Origin of the sequence: Brevundimonas sp. DC300-4 (assembly GCF_049897365.1) — a bacterium.
In the GTDB taxonomy this organism is placed as follows: Bacteria; Pseudomonadota; Alphaproteobacteria; order Caulobacterales; family Caulobacteraceae; genus Brevundimonas.
Window position 1 is genome coordinate 83,930 of sequence record NZ_JAFCWC010000011.1, and the last position, 18,857, is coordinate 102,786.

Annotated in this window: 19 protein-coding genes; 10 read left to right on the forward strand and 9 right to left on the reverse strand. The window is 68.1% G+C overall.

Annotated features, from left to right (window positions below; genetic code table 11):
- The first annotated feature begins 28 nt into the window (after window positions 1-28).
- A complete protein-coding gene (locus ACP7AZ_RS14995) occupies window positions 29-1,138 on the forward strand; it encodes a DUF4167 domain-containing protein (protein ID WP_426039440.1) in 1,110 nt (369 codons plus the stop codon).
- 216 nt (window positions 1,139-1,354) lie between these two features.
- On the opposite strand, the gene ACP7AZ_RS15000 is transcribed toward ACP7AZ_RS14995, so the two are convergent.
- Both ACP7AZ_RS15000 and ACP7AZ_RS15005 read right to left on the reverse strand, forming a co-directional pair.
- Entirely contained in the window at window positions 1,355-2,746 is a 1,392-nt protein-coding gene (locus ACP7AZ_RS15000; RefSeq protein ID WP_426039441.1) for an RsmB/NOP family class I SAM-dependent RNA methyltransferase, read from the reverse strand.
- Window positions 2,743-4,722, reverse strand: coding sequence for a potassium transporter Kup (locus ACP7AZ_RS15005; protein ID WP_426039442.1), 1,980 nt, complete (start codon window positions 4,720-4,722; stop codon window positions 2,743-2,745). The genes ACP7AZ_RS15000 and ACP7AZ_RS15005 overlap by 4 nt, the downstream gene beginning before the upstream one ends.
- Before the next feature lie 179 nt (window positions 4,723-4,901).
- Here ACP7AZ_RS15005 and ACP7AZ_RS15010 point away from each other — a divergent pair, with 179 nt between their 5' ends.
- From ACP7AZ_RS15010 to neuB, 4 genes are all read left to right on the forward strand, one after another.
- A complete protein-coding gene (locus ACP7AZ_RS15010; RefSeq protein WP_426039443.1) occupies window positions 4,902-5,396 on the forward strand; it encodes an Rrf2 family transcriptional regulator in 495 nt (164 codons plus the stop codon).
- A gap of 184 nt (window positions 5,397-5,580) precedes the next feature.
- Window positions 5,581-6,378 (forward strand): SDR family NAD(P)-dependent oxidoreductase, encoded by a 798-nt coding sequence (locus ACP7AZ_RS15015; protein WP_426039444.1) that lies wholly within the window; start codon window positions 5,581-5,583, stop codon window positions 6,376-6,378.
- 45 nt (window positions 6,379-6,423) lie between these two features.
- On the forward strand, window positions 6,424-7,092 hold the full coding sequence (locus tag ACP7AZ_RS15020) for an acetyltransferase (RefSeq protein ID WP_426039445.1): 669 nt from the start codon (window positions 6,424-6,426) through the stop codon (window positions 7,090-7,092).
- Window positions 7,089-8,111, forward strand: a complete 1,023-nt coding sequence (gene neuB / locus ACP7AZ_RS15025) for an N-acetylneuraminate synthase (protein WP_426039446.1) — start codon at window positions 7,089-7,091, stop codon at window positions 8,109-8,111. The genes ACP7AZ_RS15020 and neuB overlap by 4 nt, the downstream gene beginning before the upstream one ends.
- A 112-nt stretch (window positions 8,112-8,223) precedes the next feature.
- Here neuB and ACP7AZ_RS15030 read toward each other — a convergent pair whose 3' ends face one another.
- On the reverse strand, window positions 8,224-8,922 hold the full coding sequence (locus ACP7AZ_RS15030) for a MarC family protein (protein ID WP_426039447.1): 699 nt from the start codon (window positions 8,920-8,922) through the stop codon (window positions 8,224-8,226).
- An 87-nt stretch (window positions 8,923-9,009) separates the two neighbouring features.
- Here ACP7AZ_RS15030 and pyrF point away from each other — a divergent pair, with 87 nt between their 5' ends.
- Window positions 9,010-9,729: an orotidine-5'-phosphate decarboxylase gene (gene pyrF / locus ACP7AZ_RS15035; RefSeq protein WP_426039448.1), complete on the forward strand. Its 720-nt coding sequence runs from the start codon at window positions 9,010-9,012 to the stop codon at window positions 9,727-9,729.
- A 110-nt stretch (window positions 9,730-9,839) separates the two neighbouring features.
- Here pyrF and ACP7AZ_RS15040 read toward each other — a convergent pair whose 3' ends face one another.
- From ACP7AZ_RS15040 to ACP7AZ_RS15060, 5 genes are all read right to left on the reverse strand, one after another.
- Window positions 9,840-11,078, reverse strand: a complete 1,239-nt coding sequence (locus ACP7AZ_RS15040; protein ID WP_426039449.1) for an FAD-dependent oxidoreductase — start codon at window positions 11,076-11,078, stop codon at window positions 9,840-9,842.
- A gap of 1 nt (window position 11,079) precedes the next feature.
- Window positions 11,080-11,715 (reverse strand): DUF4893 domain-containing protein, encoded by a 636-nt coding sequence (locus tag ACP7AZ_RS15045; protein ID WP_426039450.1) that lies wholly within the window; start codon window positions 11,713-11,715, stop codon window positions 11,080-11,082.
- 39 nt (window positions 11,716-11,754) lie between these two features.
- Window positions 11,755-12,144 (reverse strand): Tat pathway signal protein, encoded by a 390-nt coding sequence (locus ACP7AZ_RS15050; protein ID WP_426039451.1) that lies wholly within the window; start codon window positions 12,142-12,144, stop codon window positions 11,755-11,757.
- Between the two features lie 201 nt (window positions 12,145-12,345).
- A complete protein-coding gene (bioB, locus tag ACP7AZ_RS15055) occupies window positions 12,346-13,338 on the reverse strand; it encodes a biotin synthase BioB (protein WP_426039452.1) in 993 nt (330 codons plus the stop codon).
- A gap of 44 nt (window positions 13,339-13,382) precedes the next feature.
- Window positions 13,383-14,717, reverse strand: coding sequence for an amidohydrolase family protein (locus ACP7AZ_RS15060; RefSeq protein ID WP_426039453.1), 1,335 nt, complete (start codon window positions 14,715-14,717; stop codon window positions 13,383-13,385).
- 193 nt (window positions 14,718-14,910) lie between these two features.
- Between ACP7AZ_RS15060 and ahcY the strand changes: the two genes are divergently transcribed.
- On the forward strand, window positions 14,911-16,302 hold the full coding sequence (gene ahcY / locus ACP7AZ_RS15065) for an adenosylhomocysteinase (protein ID WP_426039454.1): 1,392 nt from the start codon (window positions 14,911-14,913) through the stop codon (window positions 16,300-16,302).
- 174 nt (window positions 16,303-16,476) lie between these two features.
- Here the strand turns inward: ahcY and ACP7AZ_RS15070 are convergent, their stop codons facing one another.
- The gene (locus ACP7AZ_RS15070; RefSeq protein ID WP_426039455.1) at window positions 16,477-17,601 is read right to left on the reverse strand and encodes a hypothetical protein; all 1,125 of its coding nucleotides are present in this window, start codon (window positions 17,599-17,601) and stop codon (window positions 16,477-16,479) included.
- A 138-nt stretch (window positions 17,602-17,739) separates the two neighbouring features.
- Between ACP7AZ_RS15070 and ACP7AZ_RS15075 the strand changes: the two genes are divergently transcribed.
- The 3 genes from ACP7AZ_RS15075 to ACP7AZ_RS15085 form a co-directional block, all read left to right on the forward strand.
- The gene (locus ACP7AZ_RS15075; protein ID WP_425991169.1) at window positions 17,740-17,943 is read left to right on the forward strand and encodes a twin transmembrane helix small protein; all 204 of its coding nucleotides are present in this window, start codon (window positions 17,740-17,742) and stop codon (window positions 17,941-17,943) included.
- 4 nt (window positions 17,944-17,947) lie between these two features.
- Entirely contained in the window at window positions 17,948-18,520 is a 573-nt protein-coding gene (locus tag ACP7AZ_RS15080; protein WP_426039456.1) for a cob(I)yrinic acid a,c-diamide adenosyltransferase, read from the forward strand.
- A 220-nt stretch (window positions 18,521-18,740) separates the two neighbouring features.
- A partial coding sequence (locus tag ACP7AZ_RS15085) for a hypothetical protein (RefSeq protein WP_426039459.1) occupies window positions 18,741-18,857 on the forward strand: 117 nt, incomplete at its 3' end.

An 18,857-nucleotide genomic window follows, 5' to 3' on the forward strand; every position in this document is an offset into this window, starting at 1 on the left:
ACACGCCAAACCAGCACGGTAAGCCTCGATGCGAGATTTCAAGGGCATGAAGCGCCAGCGCGGCCGCAACCGGAAACCCGGTGGCGGCAGTGGCGGCAATGCCAATGCGGCGAACCCGAACCGTTCGTGGGACTCGCAGGGTCCCGAGAACATCAAGGTCCGCGGCAACGCCCAGACCGTCTACGAGCGCTACCAACAACTGGCCCGCGACGCCGGTTCGTCGGGTGACCGGGTTCTGGCCGAGAACTACCTCCAGCACGCCGAACATTATTTCCGCGTCCTGCGCGCCCTGCAGCCGCAAAGGCCGGTCAGCGAGATCGCCGCGCGCGAACTGTCCAACCAGGGCTATGACATCGATTTCGAGGACGAGACGGGGGCCCAGGCCGCCGCCTTCCTCGCCGCGCAACAGGCCGCCGACCGCATCCAGCAGCAGAGCGACGCCCGCGACGCCGAGGCCGCCCAGGGGGCGCAGCAGCCGCGCGAGCAACGCGAGTGGACGCCGCGTCCGCCTCGCGACGAGAACCAGAACCGTGACGGCCAGAATCGCGACCGCGAATGGACCCCGCGTCCTCCCCGCGACAACCAGACCCGCGATAGCCAGCCCCGCGATAGCCAGGACGGCGGCCAGCCGCGCGCCGACGGCGACGTCCAGGGCGAAGGCGGTCGCCGTGAGACCCGCCGCGAACGCTGGGAGCGTCGTCGCGAGGAACGCAACCGCCGCTATGAAGCCGAAGGCGGTACGCCCGACACCCGCACCTATGAAGAGGCCGAAGGCGGTCGCTCCGAGGGCGGGCGTTACGAAGGCGGACGCAATGAGGGCCGCACCGACGGCCCTCGTTCGGAGAACGCGCGCGAAGGCGGCGATTTCATCGCTTCCACCGCACCGGTGACCTATACGCCGCCGGTCGACGCCGCTCCGGCGGAAGCCGCGCCGGAACAGGCGGAACGTCCGGCTCGTCGCACCCGTGCGCCGCGCGCCGAGGCGCAGGCCGATACGACACAGAGCCTGCCCGGCTTCCTGACCCGTTCGGCTGCTCCCGTCGCACAGGCGTCCGCCCCGTCGGACGACGGCGAAACGCCCGCGCCCAAGCGTCGGGCCCCGCGAAAGAAGGCCGAGACTCCCGCCGAAGGCGAGTAGTCTCTCTGCGAACAACAATCTCAAGATTACGATGACACCGTCCATGACGCATCCTCCGGCTCCGGAGGATGCGTCATGGGCTTCGTTCTGCCTGTCGTCGCCGTGGCGCTGACCGCGCGAGAGTCCGCGTGTCCCGGGCTGCCGCGACCATCACAGCAGGACGATCGACCTCCGCGCCCCGGGATCGGTTGAGGATGATCGATCGAGGGCGGCGGCCTAGAGTCGGTCCAGTCGGGCGACGAAGAAGCCGTCGAGGCTCCCGTTCTCGGCCCACATCGAGGGCAGGATGCGCAGCCAGCCTTCGGGCGTCAGGGCCTCGGCCGGAGCGCCCAGGGCTGCCGGATCGGCGGGCGTGGTCCTGAAGGCCGGGTTGCGGCGCAGGAAGGCGATGACCTGGGTCTCGCCCTCTTCCCGCTCCAGCGAGCAGACGCAGTAGACCAGACGACCGCCCGGCGCGACGCGCTCGGCTGCGGCGTCGAGCAGCCGGTGCTGGACATCGGCAAGCTTCGCCACCTCAGCGGGCTTGGTGGCGCGCAGGACTTCAGGATTGCGACGCAGGGTGCCTGTGGCGGTGCACGGCGCGTCCAGCAGGACGGCGTCGAAGGTGCGCGGGTCCTTCCAGTCCTCGCCGGGCGTGACCACGATCTCGGCGATCAGTCCGGTACGTTCCAGGTTCTGGCGCAGACGACGCAGGCGCGGTTCGGACCTGTCGAGCGCCGTCACGGTCGCGCCGGACGCTGCGAGCTGCAGCGTCTTGCCGCCGGGGGCTGCACACATGTCCAGAGCAGTCTCGCCGGCCTTGGGGGCCAGCAGGCGGGCCGGCACGGCGGCGGCGGCATCCTGAACCCACCAGCCGCCGGTCTCGTAGCCGGGCCAAGCCGCGACATCGCCGCGCACCCCCGAACGCACGGTCCCGCCGGGCAGGACGGTTCCTTCGATGGCGTCGGCGAGAGCCTGCGCGTCTTCGCCGGGCTTCAGGCTGAGATCGGTCGGCGGCTCGTCGCGGGCGGCGAGCGCGATGGCAGCCAGGGTCGCCGCGCCATAGGCCTGTTTCCAGCGCGCCGCGATCCAGTCGGGCAGGTTGGATTCGGCCGTGGTCAGACCAGGGCCTTCGCGCTCGATGCCGCGCAGGACCGCGTTGACCAGCGCCTTGTAGGGGCGGGTCTTGGCGTCGCGCTCGGCCAGTTTCACGGCTGTGGAGACGGCGGCGAACGCCGGGGTCTCCAGCACCAGCGTCTGCGCCAGCGAGACGCGCAGGATGGTGCGCACGGCCTCGGGCGGCGACTTCTGCAGGCGTCGATTCAGGATGGCGTCGATCTCACCCAGGCGACGCAGGGCGGCCATGGCGACGGCGCGGGCGAAGGCGCGGTCGGGACCGGGCAGGGACTTCAGTTCCGGCAAGGCCATGGCCTCGTCCAGCCCGTTCCGGCGCTCGAGCGCGGCGTTCAGCAGGACGCCGGCGGCGATGCGCGCCTCGACGCCGATATCGGCCGCGCCGTCCGGTTCTGCCGTGCGAACGATCGGCTCGCGGCGAGGCCCGCGCGCCTTGTCGGCCATGCGGCGCCCGCGCGCGCCCGAGTTCTTGCCCTTGGGCGTTCCCCCGCTCACACCGAAACCTGTGTGCCGAGCTCGACCACGCGCCCGGGCGGGATGTGGAAGAAGTCCGTCGGGTTGGCCGCATTGCGCATCAGGAAGATGTAGAGCTTGTCCTGCCACAAGGGCATCCCCTGCGTCGCCGAGGGCACGACCGAGCGGCGGCCGAGGAAGAAGCTGGTCGACATGATGTCGAACTTCAGCCCCTGTTTGCGGCACTGGCTCAGGGCGCGAGGCACGACCGGACTCTCCATGAAGCCGTAGCTCAGGGTGATCTTCTTGAAGTCGTCGTTGATCGGTTCGATCAGCACGCGCTCGCTCTCATGCACGCGCGGCCGGTCGGTGGTGCGCACGGTCAGGATGACGTTCTTCTCGTGCAGCACCTTGTTGTGCTTGAGATTGTGCATCAGGGCGACCGGCGCGACATCGGGGTCCGAGGTCAGGAAGATGGCCGTCCCCGGCGAACGATGCGGCGGGCGGGCGCGCAGCATCTCGATCAGGTCGGTCAGAGGCAGGCTGTCCTTCTTGGACTTGGCCGAGAGTATCTGGGACCCCCGCGTCCAGGTCCACATGATCAGTACCAGGACTGCGCCGAGCACCAGCGGCAGCCAGGCGCCGTCGGGGATCTTCAGCAGGTTGGAAGTCAGGAAGACGCTGTCGATGAAGCCGAACGGAACGAGCGCGCCCAGGGTCGCCCACAGCGGCCATTTCCACTTCTTGGTGATGACCGAATAGCTCATCAGGGTGTTGATCAGCATCACCCCGGTGACCGCGACGCCGTAGGCCGCCGTCAGGTTGTGCGAGCTCTGGAACACGAACAGCAGCACCAGCACCCCGATCATCAGGAAGGTGTTTACCGCCGGGACGAAGATCTGGCCGGCCTGGGTCTCGGAGGTGAAGCGGATGTCGATGCGGGGCAGGAGTCCGAGCTGGACCGCCTGCTGGGTCACCGAGAAGGCGCCGGTGATGACGGCCTGTGAGGCGATAACGGTGGCGATGGTCGCGAGGGCGAGCATCGGCCAGTAGGCGAACTCGGGCACCATCGACCAGAAGGGGTTCTCCGCCGCACCGGGCTCGGCGAGGATCAGGGCGCCTTGGCCCAGATAGTTCAGGGTCAGACAGGGCAGGACGAAACACAGCCAGCCCGTGCGGATCGGCGCCTTTCCGAAATGGCCCATGTCGGCGTAGAGGGCCTCTGCCCCGGTGACGGCCAGGAAGACGCTGCCCAGGATTATGAAGCCGAGAAGGCCGTCGTTAATCAGCAGCATGACGCCGTAGTGGGGCGACAGGGCGCGCAGGATCGAGAGGTCGTCGAAGATGTGGTAGAGACCCAGCGCCCCCAGCGACAGGAACCAGATCGCCGTCAGCGGGCCGAAATATTTCGACAGGCTGGCCGTGCCGCGCGACTGGACCATGAACAGGCCGATCAGGATGGCGGCGGCGATCGGCACGATGAAGGCGTCCAGACGCGTGCCTACGCCGGGAGCGTCTTTCACGCCTTCGATGGCCGAAAGCACCGAGATGGCGGGCGTAATGATGCCATCGCCATAGAACAGCGCCGCGCCGCAGACCCCGAGGATGAAGATCCAGGCCGACCGCCGGCCGATCGCGTGGGTGGCGAGCGCCATCAGGGCCAGGGTGCCGCCCTCGCCCTTGTTGTCGGCGCGCATCAGGAACAGCACGTATTTGAACGTCACCACGACCATCAGGGCCCAGAAGGCCAGGGAGACGACGCCGATCACGGCCAGTTCGCCGCCTATGCCCCGCTGGGCATGGCCGATCGCTTCGCGCAGGGCGTAGAGGGGGCTGGTGCCGATGTCGCCGAACACCACGCCGATGGCGCCGATGGTCAGGCCCCAGAAGCCGGCCTTGCCCACGCCGTGCGCGGCGGGGGCGCCCGCATGGCCGTTCTCGGGCGCGGACCTGGAAGCGGTCGACGGAGCAGGCGGGGCGGGGGAAGCGCCGTCACCGGGGGATGCGTCCCCTGCCATGAATATCCTCCGGGCGCCGCGGTCGGCGGGCCCATCAAAGCGGAGGGCCTGTAGGCTCATTCCGCGGTCGGTTCAATCGCATGGAAACGGTTTCAGTTGCACCGTGTTCGGCCGGCAATCGGCCGGGATTTGTGAATCCCGTCCCGGGCGCCTACCTTGAGGACTGGAACCGGACAAAAATGTCAGACAGTCAACGCTTTCCCGTCGCCGCCCACGCCCTGGCCTATCTGGCCCACAAGGGCGCGTATGACGCCGCCCATGCCTGCCCCAGCGCTATTCTGGCGGCCTCGGTGCCGACCAATCCCGTGGTCATCCGCCGGGTCACCGCCCTGTTGTCCAAGGCCGGGCTGATCGCCACCCGTCCCGGCGCGTCCGGCGGATCCTGGCTGCTGCGGCAGCCGGAAGAGATCCGGCTGGATGAAGTTCTGAAAGCGGTAAACGGCTGCGCCCACCTCGGGTCGCCCCCCCTGGGCGCCAAAGGCTGCCCTATCGGGGAGCATATTCCGCGTCAGGTGGCCAAGGTCCTGACCCTGGCCGACCAGGCCGCGTCGGACTCGCTGAGAAAGATCACCATCGCCGATCTGCTGGCTGAGAAGTCCACAGCCCTCGATGGTCTGGAAGAGCCCCCGGCCTGCGCTGAAGCGATCCGCGCCGCCGGCGCTGTGGCGGCCTAGCGAACCTTTCTTTCGTCATCCTCCGGCAAGGCGCGACTTCGCGGCGCAGACCGGGGGACCCGCGGCGCCGAAGGCAAGTTTTCGCGCGAGATTTATTGCGCCGCAGTGTGCGACAGTTTCGCGCTCACGCGCGCCGCCGGGTCCTCCGGTCTTTGCTGCGCTTCGCCGGAGGGTGACGAAGGAAATGAAGCGCGCCATCCTCATTACGGGAGCTTCGGCAGGAATCGGCGCCGCCCTGGCTCGCGTCTATGCCGAAAAGGGCTGGGACCTGATCCTGACCGCGCGCCGGGAGGCGGCCTTGACGGTGCTGGCCGCAGACATCGTCGCCCGATATGGCGTCGCCTCGACCGTGATCACCGCCGACCTCGCCGAGCCCGAGGCGCCCGCCCGGCTTGTCGAGGCCATCGCGGCGCGCGGCCTTGTCGTCGACGGCCTGATCAACAACGCCGGCTTCTCGCGCACGACGGGCTTCCTCGCCACCGACCCGGCCCAGCATGCGGCCATGGTCCAGGTCATGTTGTCGGCGCCCGTCGCTCTGTCCAGGCTTCTGCTGCCGGGCATGGTCGAGCGCGGCTTCGGGCGGATCATCAACGTCGCCTCTCTCGCCGGCCAGATGCCCGCGACCGGCGGCGACACCCTCTACGGCCCGATCAAATCCTTCCTGATCAAGGCGTCCCAGGGCCTTTGGCTGGAGACGCGCGGGACCGGGGTGCACGTCACCGCCCTGTGTCCCGGCTACACCCTGACGGAGTTCCACGACGTCAACGGTTCGCGCGAGCAGGTGTCCTCCGCCTATCCCCCATGGATGTGGCAGACGGCCGAGCATGTGGCCCGGGTCGCCTACGACGCCTGCGAGGCGGATCGGCCGAGGGTGACGCCCGGGGCGATGAACAATGTCCTCGCCGCGCTCGCCAAGCTGCTGCCGGATGGCCTGGCGCTCAACATGGTGGCGGGCCATGCGCGTCGGCTGAAGCGGATTTGAGCCGCGTCGCTTGAGTCAGGCGGCAAATCAACGGAACACCGGAGGATGGCGCATACAGGCCCCACGTTCGGCATCATCGGCACGGGCGGTTTCGCGCGCGAACTCCTGCCGGTCGCCCGCGCCTTCCTCAGACATCGTTCCGAGCTGAAGATCGAGCCCGGCCGGATCGTCTTCGTCGACCGCCACGGCGGGGAGTCCGTCAACGCGGTTCCCGTTCTCTCCGAAGCAGAGTTCGTGGCCCTGGAAGGCGACCGTCATTTCGCCCTCGCGATCGGCGACGGGGCCGTGCGCCAGACGATCGCCGAACGGCTGGAGGCGGCCGGATGCCTGCCCCTGTCGATTCAGGCGGACAATGTCCTGCTCCCCGAGGACCTCGACTGCGGACCCGGTGCAGTGTTCCAGCCCTTCAGCACGGTGACGGCCGACGCCCGGATAGGGCGCCAGTTCCAGTGCAACATCTACGCCTATGTCGCCCATGACTGCGTGATCGGAGACTATGTCACCTTCGCGCCCCGGGTCAGTCTGAACGGCAATGTCCTGGTCGAGGATCACGTCTATGTCGGCACGGGGGCGATGATCCGCCAGGGGACGCCCGACAAGCCGCTGGTGCTGGGGCGCGGCTGCGTCATTGGCATGGGGGCGGTGGTGACGAAGGATGTGGCGCCGGGCGTCACCGTCGTCGGCAATCCCGCCCGGCCGCTGGAGGCGAAATGACTGCTCCTGTCTTCTTCATCGCCGAGGCCGGAGTGAACCATAACGGGGACCTCGGCCTGGCTCTGCGGCTGGTCGAGATCGCGCACCGGGCCGGGGCCGACGCGGTCAAGTTCCAGACGTTCACGACCGAAAAGGTGATCGCCGTCGACGCCCCCCTGGCCGAATACCAGAAGGCCAACGCCGGGGCGCCGTCGGCCGTCGAGATGCTGAAGGGGTTCGAGCTGCCCCACGCCGATTTCGCCCGCATCGCTGACCACTGCCGCGTCCTCGGCATCGAGTTCATGTCCTCGCCCTTCGACCTCGACAGCGCCGCCTTCCTGGCCGGGATCGGGATGACGAAGTTCAAGCTGGCCTCGGGCGAGATCACCAACGAACCCTTCGTGCGCGGCGTGGCCAGGCTGGCGGCCGACCACGGCGGATCGGTCATCCTGTCCACCGGCATGAGCACCCTGGACGAGGTGGCCGAGGCGGTCGGCTGGATCGAGGCGGCGGGAAATCCGCCCCTGACCATCCTGCACTGCGTGTCCAACTATCCGGCCCCGGCGAAGGACGCGAACCTGCGGGCCATGGATACTCTGCGAGAAGCCTTCGGACGGCCGATCGGCTGGTCGGATCATACGCTCGGCGACGCAGTGTCCCTGGCCGCAGTGGCGCGCGGGGCGACGGTGGTGGAGAAGCATTTCACCCTCGACAACGACCTGGCCGGTCCCGACCACGCCATGTCGATGGACCCGGACGGCCTCGCCCGCCTGATCGCCGGTATCCGCTCGGTCGAGGCCTCGCTTGGCGACGGCGTCAAACGCCCGGTGCAGGCCGAGCGCGAGATCATGACTGTCGCCCGCCGCAGTCTGTTCGCGGCGCGGGACATCGCGGCGGGGGCGGTGATGGCTGCCGACGACCTGATCGCGCTCCGTCCGGGAGACGGGATTTCGGCGGCGAAGCAGAGGGATGTGGTGGGGAAGACGGCCACGCGGCGTATCGCTGCCGGGACCAGGCTCAAGCCGTCAGACCTGACCTAGAGAGTGATCGTTTGAGACGGAAGCGCTGCGCGCTTCTGTCGAAAGCGTGGATCAGGCTCTCGCTGCTCTAGTGCTGGCTTTCTCCCTCCCCATAAATGGGAGAGAGACAGGGTCAGTGCCCGCCTGCCGGATAGGGCGCCGTCACTCCGATGGCGAACATGCCCGGCAGGGCCTCGCCCAGACCCGCGAGGATGAACTGGATCGCCAGGGCGCACAGGATCAGGCCCAGCACCCGCACGATGATCGCCATTCCGACGTCGCCCAGCACCCGGCTGATCGGTCCGGTAGCGGCGAAGGTGATGAAGGTGGCGAGTGCCGCCGCGCCGATGGCCAGAAGCCCCGCAATGGTCCCGGCGTAGCCCAGCTTGGTCGCCTCGCCGGCCTGGATGATGATGGTCGAGATGGCGCCCGGTCCGATCAGCAGCGGAATGGCGAAGGGGACGATCAGTCGCTTGAACCGGCGACTGGCGTAGCCGCGCACGTCCTGGGCATCGGTCAGGGCGTCCTTGTCGGCGAACATGGTCAGGAAGTCGCCGCGCGTCATGTCCAGACCCAACAGCAGCAACAGGATGCCGCCCGCGATCCTGAACGCCGCCAGCGAGATGCCGAAGAACTGCAGCAGCCACAGGCCGGTGAAGAAGAAGAAGACCAGGAAGGCGGCGATGAACAGGCAGATCAGGGCCGAGACCGACAACCGCTGGCGGGCGCTGGCGCCGGCCGTGGCGGCGGCGAAGATGGGGATGTTGCCGATGGGATCGACCAGGGCGAACAGGGCCACGAACAGGTTGACCCCCAGATCGAGCGCGTCCATTGCCTTGTTCCTAGCCTACATCATTGAACGCCGGTCCGCCGACGCACCCCTGTGCGCCGGGTCTAGCCGGTCACGCGGAGCCCGTCGATGACCTCGCCTCTCCTGTCCGACCCGCGCCTGATCGTCGGGCTGGATCTGCCGTCGCTCGAAGCGGCCCGTGAATTGGTCCAGCGGATCGGCAACGGGGTCGAGAGCTACAAGGTCGGGCTGACGCTTCTGGCGCGCCCGGGCGGCGTCGCCTTCGCTCACGAACTGCGCGCCATGGGCAAGACGGTGTTCCAGGACTGGAAGCTGCATGACATCGGGGCCCAGGTGGAGGGCGCGGCGCGCTCGGTCGCCGAGGGCGGCTGCGACCTGCTGACCGTCCACGCCGAGCCGCAGGTGATGCGGGCGGCCGTCAAGGGGCGGGGCGCCCATGCCACGAAAATCCTCGCCGTCACCGTCATGACCAGCCTCTCGGATGAGGACCTGAAGGAGATCGGCTATTCGGCCAGGGCCGCCGACCTGGTCGAGGCGCGGGTGCGTCAGGCCCTCGACTGCGGCGTTGACGGGGTGGTCTCCAGCCCCCTGGAGGCCGCCCGCGTGCGCGAGATCGCCATCGAGGCCGGGCGTCCGGACTTCCTGATCGTGACCCCCGGCGTGCGCCCGGCCGGCGGCGACCTGGGCGACCAGCAGAGGGTGGCGACGCCCGCCGACGCGCTCCGGGCCGGAGCGACCCATCTGGTGGTGGCGCGACCGGTGATCGCGGCCGAGAACCCGGTAATGGCGGCGGCCACTATCGCCGCCGAGATGGACGCCGTCCGCTAGATATTCAGTCCCGAGGTCAAGTGGATCGGGTCCGAGGTGAAGCGAGTGGCCGATGCTGTTCGATCCAGACCGGCGGCGCCCGGCGATCCGTGTCGGCGGCGGCGCTGACGTCAGGGAGCCTTGACCATAGGGTAGCCGTCCCGTTCGCCTGGGCTCTGTCGCGGATCCAGCAGCACCCCCGACACGGTCGCGGCCAGGATCCGCGGCGCAAACGGCAGTCGGGCGAGCTTGCCCAGTACATGGTCGCGGACCCAGGGCAGGGCCTGGCCGTCGGCCTGGTAGAAGGGGGTGAAGCCCATCGACAGCCCCTGATACAGGCGCACATGCCAGCGACGGATGCGGGCGTAGGCCAGCAACGCTTCGTCCAGCTCGGCGTGGGTCGCCAGCGCCTCGGCCAGGGTTAGGGCGTCCAGCAAGCCCATGTTCACCCCTTGTCCGAGCTGCGGGCTGGTCGAATGGGCGGCGTCGCCGACGACGGCGAGCCGGTCGGCGACAGGCAACGGCAGGGTGTGGTGGCCGTAGCGGGCGAGGGTCAGGGACTCGGGATCGGGAATGGTTTCCAGCAGGCCAGCGACCTCGGGCCACAGGCCGCGCACCTCGGCCTTCCACCGCTCCATCCCGGCGCGCAGCCAATAGTCGTGGTCGGCGGGCTTCAGGCTCCAGAAGAAGGTGGCGAGCCGGTCGGGATTGTCGGGGCGGGCGCCCACGGGCAGGATGCCGATCATGCGCGAGGCGCCCCGATAGACCTGTTCCAGGGCCGTGGCGTCGAACTGATCGCCGGGCCAGGGGACGGTGGCCCACAGGGCGCCCCATTCGAGTTCCTGTCGCCGTCCGCCCTGTTTCGCCAGGAGGTCGCGGGCGACGGGGGAGCGGGCGCCCGACGCGTCTACGACCAGGTCGAAGGCGGGACCGGTCTTGCCGCTGGCCTCGGTCAGGCAGCCGTCGGCCGCGGCGGCGATGTCCCGGCGGGTCTCGAACGCGACGCCCCCGGCCAGGCAGGCCTCGTAAAGGACCTGGAAGATGGCGGCGCGGTGGACGCCCAGGGCGTTGACGCCGTCGGGGCGGGGCGACTTCAGGTCGGCGTAGCTGACGTCGAGCACGACGCGGCGACGACGCGCCTCGCGGCCGAAGATGTGTTCGAGGGGCTGGCCGAGCGCCTTGACCCTGTTCGTCAGGCCGAGGCGGTCGAGCACATGCAGGCCGGTCGGCTGGAGCATGAAGCCGGCGCCGATCGGGCGCGGTTCGTCGAATCGCTCGTGGACCACGACGCGCCGGCCCTGACGCGCCAGCATCAGGGCGAGGGCAAGACCGGTCGGTCCGGCGCCGACGACGGCGACGGTCCCGGGCACCTTAGTTGGGGACCAGTTCGATCAGGTCGAGGTTGGACTCGTTCTGGGGCCAGGGGAGAACGAGGCGCCAGCGCGCCTCGCCGATCCGCTCCAGCACGGCAACGATGTCGCGGTCCGGGCGCTGGCCATAGGAGTTGGCGGGCGGCTCGGCGGCGAGGGCGATCGAGCCCAGCATGACCATCTGGCGGGCGTCCTCGGGGAACAGCAGGCCGGAGGGGCGCTGGGAGCCGGTGGTCTTGGAGAATTTCAGGCCGCGCGGCGTCTGTTCGATGCGGCAGTCGAACCAGCCGTAGACGACGAAGCCGAGGCCGGTCTCTCCGCCCTGGGAGCCCAGTTTGACGGTGCGGCAGCGGTAGTCACCGGGCGGGGGCGCGACGCTGTTGCGCGCCGCGTCCTTCTCGATCAGGTCTCCCAGCGAGGAGAGATCGCCCGAACCGGGCTGGCGGCGAGCCTGCTCCAGCGCCAGGCGCCAGGCGGCGTCCCTGCGGGCATAGCGGTCGCGGTCGATGGCGGTGATGATGCTGCGCCAGTCCCGCAGGACCGGGGCGCCGGGCCCCGAGGGCGGTGGAGGGGGAGGGGGCGGCGTACTCGCGCAGGCCGCCAGAATTAGTGTCGTCGTAAGGGCGAGGATGCGCATCGCCGCAAGGGGCCTCACGCCTTGGCTGACGTCAAGCCGTCAGACGATCATCACCGTGCCGAGCAGCAGGTGGCAGCCCCGGCGGCCCATGATGATGTTGGTCGCCGATTGCAGCTGGGCGGCCAGGCGTTCGACGTTCGGTACGCCGCCGGGCAGCAGGGTGTTGGCCTCGCGCTGGACCAGGATGTTGAACACCGCCCGCATGCGTGGCTGTGACTGTTCAGCGCGGAGTTTCAGGGCGGCGTCAGGGGCGTCGACCCCGGTCTCTACCGTCATCACGCCCCGGCGGCCGTCGGCACGCATCGTGGTGGCGGTGACGGTGGGATAGCGGACATAGCCGCCGCCTGATCCACCACCGCCGCCGCTCGAAGCAAGGGCGGGGGTTGCGGCGAGCGCGAGCGGGGCGACGAGAAGGGCGCGACGTTTCATGCGCCCCTCGTCACATGGAGGCGGTTAAGGGCGGGTTTGCGTGAAATGTCTCCCTCCCTGTTTGGGGGGGGGTGGTCGAAGCGCAGCGAAGACCGGGTGGGGCGGCAAGGCAAACCTCACGGGCCTGCATCCCCATCGCACGGTCCTCCCCACCGCGTCGTTGCGCGAAAATCCTTCCCCGGGGTGGGAGGGAGATTTCGTCTAAGCCGCCGCCTCGACCCGCGCGGGCTCCATCGGCTTCAGATCCAGCAGGGAGAACAGCCGGGCGTCCTCGTCCTGTTCCGGGTTGGGCGTGGTCAGCAGCTTGCCGCCGACGAAGATGGAGTTGGCGCCGGCGAGGAAGCAGAGCGCCTGCATTTCCGGGCTCATGGTCTCGCGTCCGGCCGACAGTCGGACCATGGCGCGGGGGCAAACCAGGCGGGCGACGGCGACCGTGCGGACGAACTCGATCGGATCGATCTCGCCCTCTTTCAGGACCCGCTCACCCAGGGGCGTGCCGGTGACCGGCACCAGGGCGTTGACCGGCAGGCTGTCAGGATGCGCTGGCAACGTCGCGAGGGCGTGGAGCAGACTTGCGCGGTCCCGCCGGCTCTCGCCCATGCCGACGATGCCGCCGCAGCAGGTCGACATCCCGGCGTCGCGGACGTGCTCCAGGGTGTCGAGACGATCCTGATAGGTCCGGGTCGTCACCACCTGAGCGTAGTATTCCGGCCCGGTGTCGAGGTTGTGGTTGTAATAGTCGAGCCCGGCCGCCTTCAGCTGCTTCGCCTGATCGGCGGTGAGCATCCCGAGCGTCGCGCAAGTTTCCAGACCGAGCGCCTTCACGCCCGAGATCATGGCGGCGAGTTTCGGCGTGTCGCGATCCTTCAGCTCGCGCCAGGCCGCGCCCATGCAGAAGCGCGACGCGCCGCCCGCCTTCGCGGCCATGGCCTCGGCGAGGACGGCGGTCGTGTCCATCAGCTTTTCGGCCTTCAGTCCGGTGTCGAAGCTGGCCGATTGCGAGCAGTAGCCGCAGTTCTCGGCGCAGCCGCCGGTCTTGATCGACAGCAGTTGGGACTTCTGCACCTCCGACGGATCGAACCAGCGGCGATGAACGGTCGCGGCCTCGAACACCAGTTCCATGAACGGACGGGCGAACAGGGCCTCGACTTCGGTCAGGGTCCAGTCGTGGCGGGGGGGGCTGAGATCGGTCATGGGCGGGGTCGTGACTCAGCCTGCGACCGGACGCAAGGCCGGGCCTAGTTTTCCTCGTTCCGGTAAACGCGCCCGTCGCGCATTACGAACCCCACCGACTTCAGCACGGTGACGTCCGCCAGTGGGTCCCCCTCGACCGCGATCAGGTCGGCGCGTTTGCCGGGCTCCAGCGTGCCGACCTCCGTCGACAGGCCCAGCAGGTCGGCGGCGTTGACGGTGGCGGCCTGGATCGCAGCCATGGGCGTCATGCCGTACTGGACCATCAGTTCGAACTCGTCGGCGTTGCGGCCGTGCAGGGATACGCCCGCATCGGTGCCGAAGGCGATGCGGACGCCGGCGGGATAGGCGACCTGGAGCGACTGGCCGGTGATCGAGATACGCCACAGGATCTTGGGCAGGACCTCGGGTGGATAGGCATTGGGGTCGGCGGCGAGGCGCGAGCGATAGCCGTTCACGGTCGAGAGCGTGGGCACATAGTAGGCGCCGCTCTCACGGAACAGCCGGATGGTGTCCTCGTCGAAAATGGTGCCGTGTTCGATGGAGTCTGCGCCGAGCCGCAGGGCCAGGTCGATGCCGTCGGCGCCGTGGGCGTGGACGGCGACCTTCTTGCCGTACAGGTGGGCCGTCTCGATCAGGGCGCGTGCCTCGTCCTCGAACATCTGCACCCCGAGGCCGGCGCCGATGCGGCTGTTCACCCCGGCGGTGGTGGCGATCTTGATGACGTCAGCGCCGCGCCCGACCTGGATGCGCACGGCCTCACGGCAGCTTTCGACACCGTTACAGACGTTCTCCTGATCGCCCATCATCTCGCGCACGTCGTCGGCGAGGCTGAGGCGGCCGTCCATATGGCCCGATGTGGTCGAGATAGACTCGGCCGCGTCGATGATGCGCGGGCCGGCGATCTCGTGCCGGGCGGTGGCGTCGCGAAGGGCCAGGGTGACGCCGCCCGAGTCGCCGAGGTTCCGCACGGTGGTGAAGCCGGCCATCAATGTGTCGCGCGCGTTGCCGGCCGCCTCATAGGCGCGGGCGGGCAGGCTGTCGGTGAAGTTCGCCAGCAAGCCTTGTTGACCGGCGCGGTCGGAGGTCAGGTGCACATGGCTGTCGATCAGGCCGGGCAGGACGAACCGGTCGCGCAGGTCGACGACGGTCGCAGCCGGATAGGCCTCGACGCCGACGAAGCCGTCCCGGACCGACTCGACCTTGCCGTCGCGGATGACGACGGTGGAGGCGCCGCGCGGCGCCTGCCCCGGACGGTCCAGAAGATGGCCCGCCTGGACCAGGGTGACGGCGCCGGCGGCCGGAGCGGTGGTCCCGTCCTGGGCCGCCGCCACGGTTCCCGTCAGCACGGCGAAAATGGCCCCCGCGATCACAGCCTTCATGAACGAACTCCCCTGTTTGAACGAGTTTAGGCATGCCGAGGCGACAAGGGGAATGGGCGGAGCCTATTCCTCCCTCGCGGGTGAAGAAATGGATCATATAAAGACATCCTTATATGATTCTTGCCCTATGTCCCTTCGCGGGCTATAGGCGCGCGCAATCTTCGAACCCTGCCGCGCTCAAGGAGCCGCCTTCATGACCGACTATATCGTCCGCGACATCTCGCTCGCCCCCTTCGGCAATAAAGAGATCGCCATCGCCGAAACCGAAATGCCGGGCCTGATGGCGCTGCGCGAAGAGTTCGGCGCGCAACAGATCCTCAAGGGCGCCCGCATTGCCGGCAGCCTGCACATGACGATCCAGACCGCCGTCCTGATCCAGACGCTGGAAGCCCTGGGCGCCGACGTCCGCTGGGCCTCGTGCAACATCTTCTCGACCCAGGACCACGCCGCAGCCGCCATCGCCGCCAACGGCACGCCGGTCTTCGCCACCAAAGGCGAGACGCTGGAAGAATACTGGGACTATGCCCACAAGATCTTCGAATGGGCCGACGGCGGCTATCCCAACCTGATCCTCGACGACGGTGGCGACGCCACCCTGCTCTGCGTGCTCGGCCCCAAGGCCGAGAAGGATCTGTCGCTGCTGTCCGATCCGCAGAACGAGGAAGAGGAAGCCCTCTACAAGGTGATGAAGCGTTACATCGCCGAGAAGCCCGGCTTCTATTCGGCCATCCGCGACGCCATCGGCGGCGTGTCGGAAGAGACCACCACCGGCGTCCACCGCCTGTACGAAATGGCCAAGAAGGGCGACCTGCCGTTCCCCGCCATCAACGTCAATGACAGCGTCACCAAGTCGAAGTTCGACAACCTGTACGGCTGCCGTGAATCGCTGGTCGACGCGATCCGTCGCGGCACCGACGTCATGCTGTCGGGCAAGGTCGCCGTGGTCTGCGGCTACGGCGACGTGGGCAAGGGCTCGGCCGCCTCGCTGCGCCAGGGCGGCGCCCGCGTGAAGGTCACCGAGGTCGATCCGATCTGCGCCCTTCAGGCCGCCATGGAAGGCTATGAGGTCGTCACCGTCGAGGACGTGGCCCATGAGGCCGACATCTTCGTCACCGCCACGGGCAACCTGGACGTCCTGACGGTCGATCACATGCGGGCGATGAAGAACAACGCCATCGTCTGCAACATCGGTCACTTCGATTCGGAGATTCAGGTCGCCGGCCTGAAGAACTTCAAGTGGGACGAGATCAAGCCGCAAGTCCACCACGTCGAGTTCCCGGACGGCAAGAAGATCATCCTGCTGTCGGAAGGCCGTCTGGTGAACCTGGGCAACGCCACGGGCCACCCCTCGTTCGTGATGTCGGCGTCCTTCACCAACCAGACCCTGGCCCAGATCGAACTGTGGACCAACATCAAGGCCTATGAGAACCAGGTCTACACCCTGCCCAAGCACCTCGACGAGAAGGTCGCCATGCTCCACCTGGCCAAGCTGGGCGCCAAGCTGACCGTCCTCAACAAGGAACAGGCCGCCTACATCGGCGTGCCGACCGAAGGCCCGTTCAAGCCGGAAGCCTACCGCTACTAAGGAAAGATAGCGGGTATCCTCCCTGCGCCGCAGGCGCGGGGAGGTGGCTCGCAGCGTAGCGGAGTGACGGAGGGGATCTTTCTGCGCGCACGAATACCCCTTCCGTCTGCTTGCAGGCGGCTCGCATCCTCCTCCCCCTTCGCCAAGCGGCGAGCGGGGAGGAGGCGCGCTTTTTCAAGCCGCCAGCGCGAGCACGTCCGGTCGTTCGCGGCCGGACAGGCTGGTTTCGAAGTCCGCGAGCAGGTCGAGCAGTTCCTCCGCCCCCGGCGCTGACTTGTCGCCGCTCATCCGGTAACGCCAGAAGCTGACGATGTGCTGGATGGCGCCCAGACGTTCGCCCAGCCGTGCGAACAGGATCGGCGCATCCCGCAGGAAGTCCCGGAAGGCGGTCGGCTTGCCCTCCAGCGTCAACCCCCGGAAGGCGTCGTCATAGACCCGCAGCATGTCGGCCGTGGCCTCGCAGGTCAGATGGATGCGACGGCGGACCTGTTCCTTCGCGCGGTCGATCGCGGCGTGCTGCTCGGCGCCCACGCGGCCCCGGGGGCGGACGCGGCGAACGCTGTCCACCACCCAGCCGATGTCGCCGGTGATCGTCTGCAGCGCCCATTTGTAATAGAGGAAGCCCTTCCAGCAGAAGACGCCCTCCTCATACTCCTCCGGCGCCAGCATCAAGGTCTGGCCGAGCGCGCTCATGTCTTCGCCGGCCGAGTTCGACATGATCTTGGCGGTCAGGCGCGCCACGGGATTGTCAGCCGCGAGATCGATGTCTGGTCCCAGGCTAAGGTCGACGAGCGGCGTGATCTCTCTGGCCACGAAGTCCGCCATCCGGATCAGGTCGGCTTCGGAAACGTTGAAGTAGCAGGGGGCCGGCATGTGGCCGTTGCGACGCAGCTGCTCGCGCAGCAGGAAGGGGTCCAGGCTCGGCAATTCGTCGATCAGCGACAGGATTCTGCGGTCCGGATGCGACGGCCGGATGCCGAACGACTGCTCCAGCATCCCGTCGAACCCGACCTGATCCACGAACAGATAGCGGCCGCCGGCTCGCAGGTCCGAACCGTCGATGGGCAGGATGATCTTGGTGGCGACGTATCGGCGCACCCGGAACTCGTCGATCTCGTTCCTGCGCAACCGGTGCTTGATGATCAGGCTGCGGTTCAGGGTCGGGTTCTGGAACAGGGGGGCCGCGCGCCAGCTATCGGTGCGACCGTGCTCATGACTGACCCGCAGCAGGTTGAGCACCCGCGCGGTCGACGCGGAGGCCCTCAGATTGTCCAGATTGCGGATCGAGCGGTCGGTCATTCAGGCTCCTGACCCGCTACAGTCCAGGGCAAAGGTTAGGATCGCGCCGAGAAGCAGGGTTAGCCGAAGCTGAACAGCGGTAAGGAGTCGCGCCGTCGGTCGCTGGCGCAGGCGTCTGGAGAGGCCTAGGTTGGCGCCATGAACGTCTTCGACATCCTCGTCCTGATCGCCATCGGTGCGGTCGCCATCACCCTCGGGTTCGGCATCTATTCGCTGTATCGCGGCGGCGACTACGCACGGTCCAACTCCAACAAGCTTATGCGGCTAAGGGTGGCGCTGCAGGCGACCGCCATCGTGCTGCTGATGACCGGTCTGTGGTGGAAATCCACGCACGGGGGCTGAGGGCGTGGTCGTCCTCAACAAGATCTACACCCGCACCGGCGACGGCGGCGACACGGGCCTGGCGTCCGGCGCCCGCGTGTCCAAGTCCGATCCCCGTGTCGAGGCCTACGGGACAGTTGACGAACTGAACGCCGTCATTGGTGTCGCCCGGCTGCATTCGGGCCAGAACGACCGTATCGACGCCATGCTGGGCCGGATCCAGAACGAGTTGTTCGACCTCGGCGCAGACCTCGCCACCCCGCTCGATCCGCCGCCGAAATGGGAGGCCCTGCGCATCGTCCAGTCCCAGATCGACCGGCTGGAAGCCGAGATCGACTGGATGAACGAGAGCCTGAAGTCGCTCGACAGCTTCATCCTGCCGGGCGGCTCGCCCCTGTCGGCCCACTTGCATCTGGCCCGCACGGTGGCCCGCCGGGCCGAACGCGAAGCCATCCGTCTGGCCGAGACCGGAACTCCGGTGACCCCCGAGGCGGTCCGCTATCTGAACCGTCTCTCCGACCACCTGTTCGTCGCCGCCCGCCGCGCCAACGCCAATGGCGCGGGCGATGTCAAATGGGTGCCGGGCGGGACCAGATAATCCTCTTCCTTCTCCCGGTGGGAGAAGGTGGCCGCGAAGCGGACGGATGAGGTTTCGGCCTCACCGGTAAGGCGCAACCCTCACCCTTTCGCGTTTCCAATCGCTTCGCTCCTGGACGCTCAAGCCCTCTCCCACCGGGAGAGGGAAGCATTGGGTTTCTCGCCCGACCGCGCTAAACCGCCCGCCAATCAAGAACACTCAGACTTCAGGGAACGCAGCCATGCGCGACATCAACCATTTCATCGACGGCGCGTCCTTCACCGGCGCCTCGGGCCGGTTCGCCGATGTGTTCAACCCCAACACCGGCGAGGTCCAGGCCCGGGTGCAGCTGGCCTCG

Excerpts from the sequence above, each read along its gene's own strand:
- ACP7AZ_RS14995 (WP_426039440.1), top strand. The coding sequence starts at position 29 with ATGCGAGATTTCAAGGGCATGAAGCGCCAGCGCGGCCGCAACCGGAAA.
- ACP7AZ_RS15005 (WP_426039442.1), bottom strand. The coding sequence starts at position 4,722 with ATGGCAGGGGACGCATCCCCCGGTGACGGCGCTTCCCCCGCCCCGCCT.
- ACP7AZ_RS15010 (WP_426039443.1), top strand. The coding sequence starts at position 4,902 with ATGTCAGACAGTCAACGCTTTCCCGTCGCCGCCCACGCCCTGGCCTAT.
- ACP7AZ_RS15015 (WP_426039444.1), top strand. The coding sequence starts at position 5,581 with ATGAAGCGCGCCATCCTCATTACGGGAGCTTCGGCAGGAATCGGCGCC.
- ACP7AZ_RS15020 (WP_426039445.1), top strand. The coding sequence starts at position 6,424 with ATGGCGCATACAGGCCCCACGTTCGGCATCATCGGCACGGGCGGTTTC.
- neuB (WP_426039446.1), top strand. The coding sequence starts at position 7,089 with ATGACTGCTCCTGTCTTCTTCATCGCCGAGGCCGGAGTGAACCATAAC.
- ACP7AZ_RS15030 (WP_426039447.1), bottom strand. The coding sequence starts at position 8,922 with ATGGACGCGCTCGATCTGGGGGTCAACCTGTTCGTGGCCCTGTTCGCC.
- pyrF (WP_426039448.1), top strand. The coding sequence starts at position 9,010 with ATGACCTCGCCTCTCCTGTCCGACCCGCGCCTGATCGTCGGGCTGGAT.
- ACP7AZ_RS15045 (WP_426039450.1), bottom strand. The coding sequence starts at position 11,715 with ATGCGCATCCTCGCCCTTACGACGACACTAATTCTGGCGGCCTGCGCG.
- ACP7AZ_RS15050 (WP_426039451.1), bottom strand. The coding sequence starts at position 12,144 with ATGAAACGTCGCGCCCTTCTCGTCGCCCCGCTCGCGCTCGCCGCAACC.
- bioB (WP_426039452.1), bottom strand. The coding sequence starts at position 13,338 with ATGACCGATCTCAGCCCCCCCCGCCACGACTGGACCCTGACCGAAGTC.
- ACP7AZ_RS15060 (WP_426039453.1), bottom strand. The coding sequence starts at position 14,717 with ATGAAGGCTGTGATCGCGGGGGCCATTTTCGCCGTGCTGACGGGAACC.
- ahcY (WP_426039454.1), top strand. The coding sequence starts at position 14,911 with ATGACCGACTATATCGTCCGCGACATCTCGCTCGCCCCCTTCGGCAAT.
- ACP7AZ_RS15070 (WP_426039455.1), bottom strand. The coding sequence starts at position 17,601 with ATGACCGACCGCTCGATCCGCAATCTGGACAATCTGAGGGCCTCCGCG.
- ACP7AZ_RS15075 (WP_425991169.1), top strand. The coding sequence starts at position 17,740 with ATGAACGTCTTCGACATCCTCGTCCTGATCGCCATCGGTGCGGTCGCC.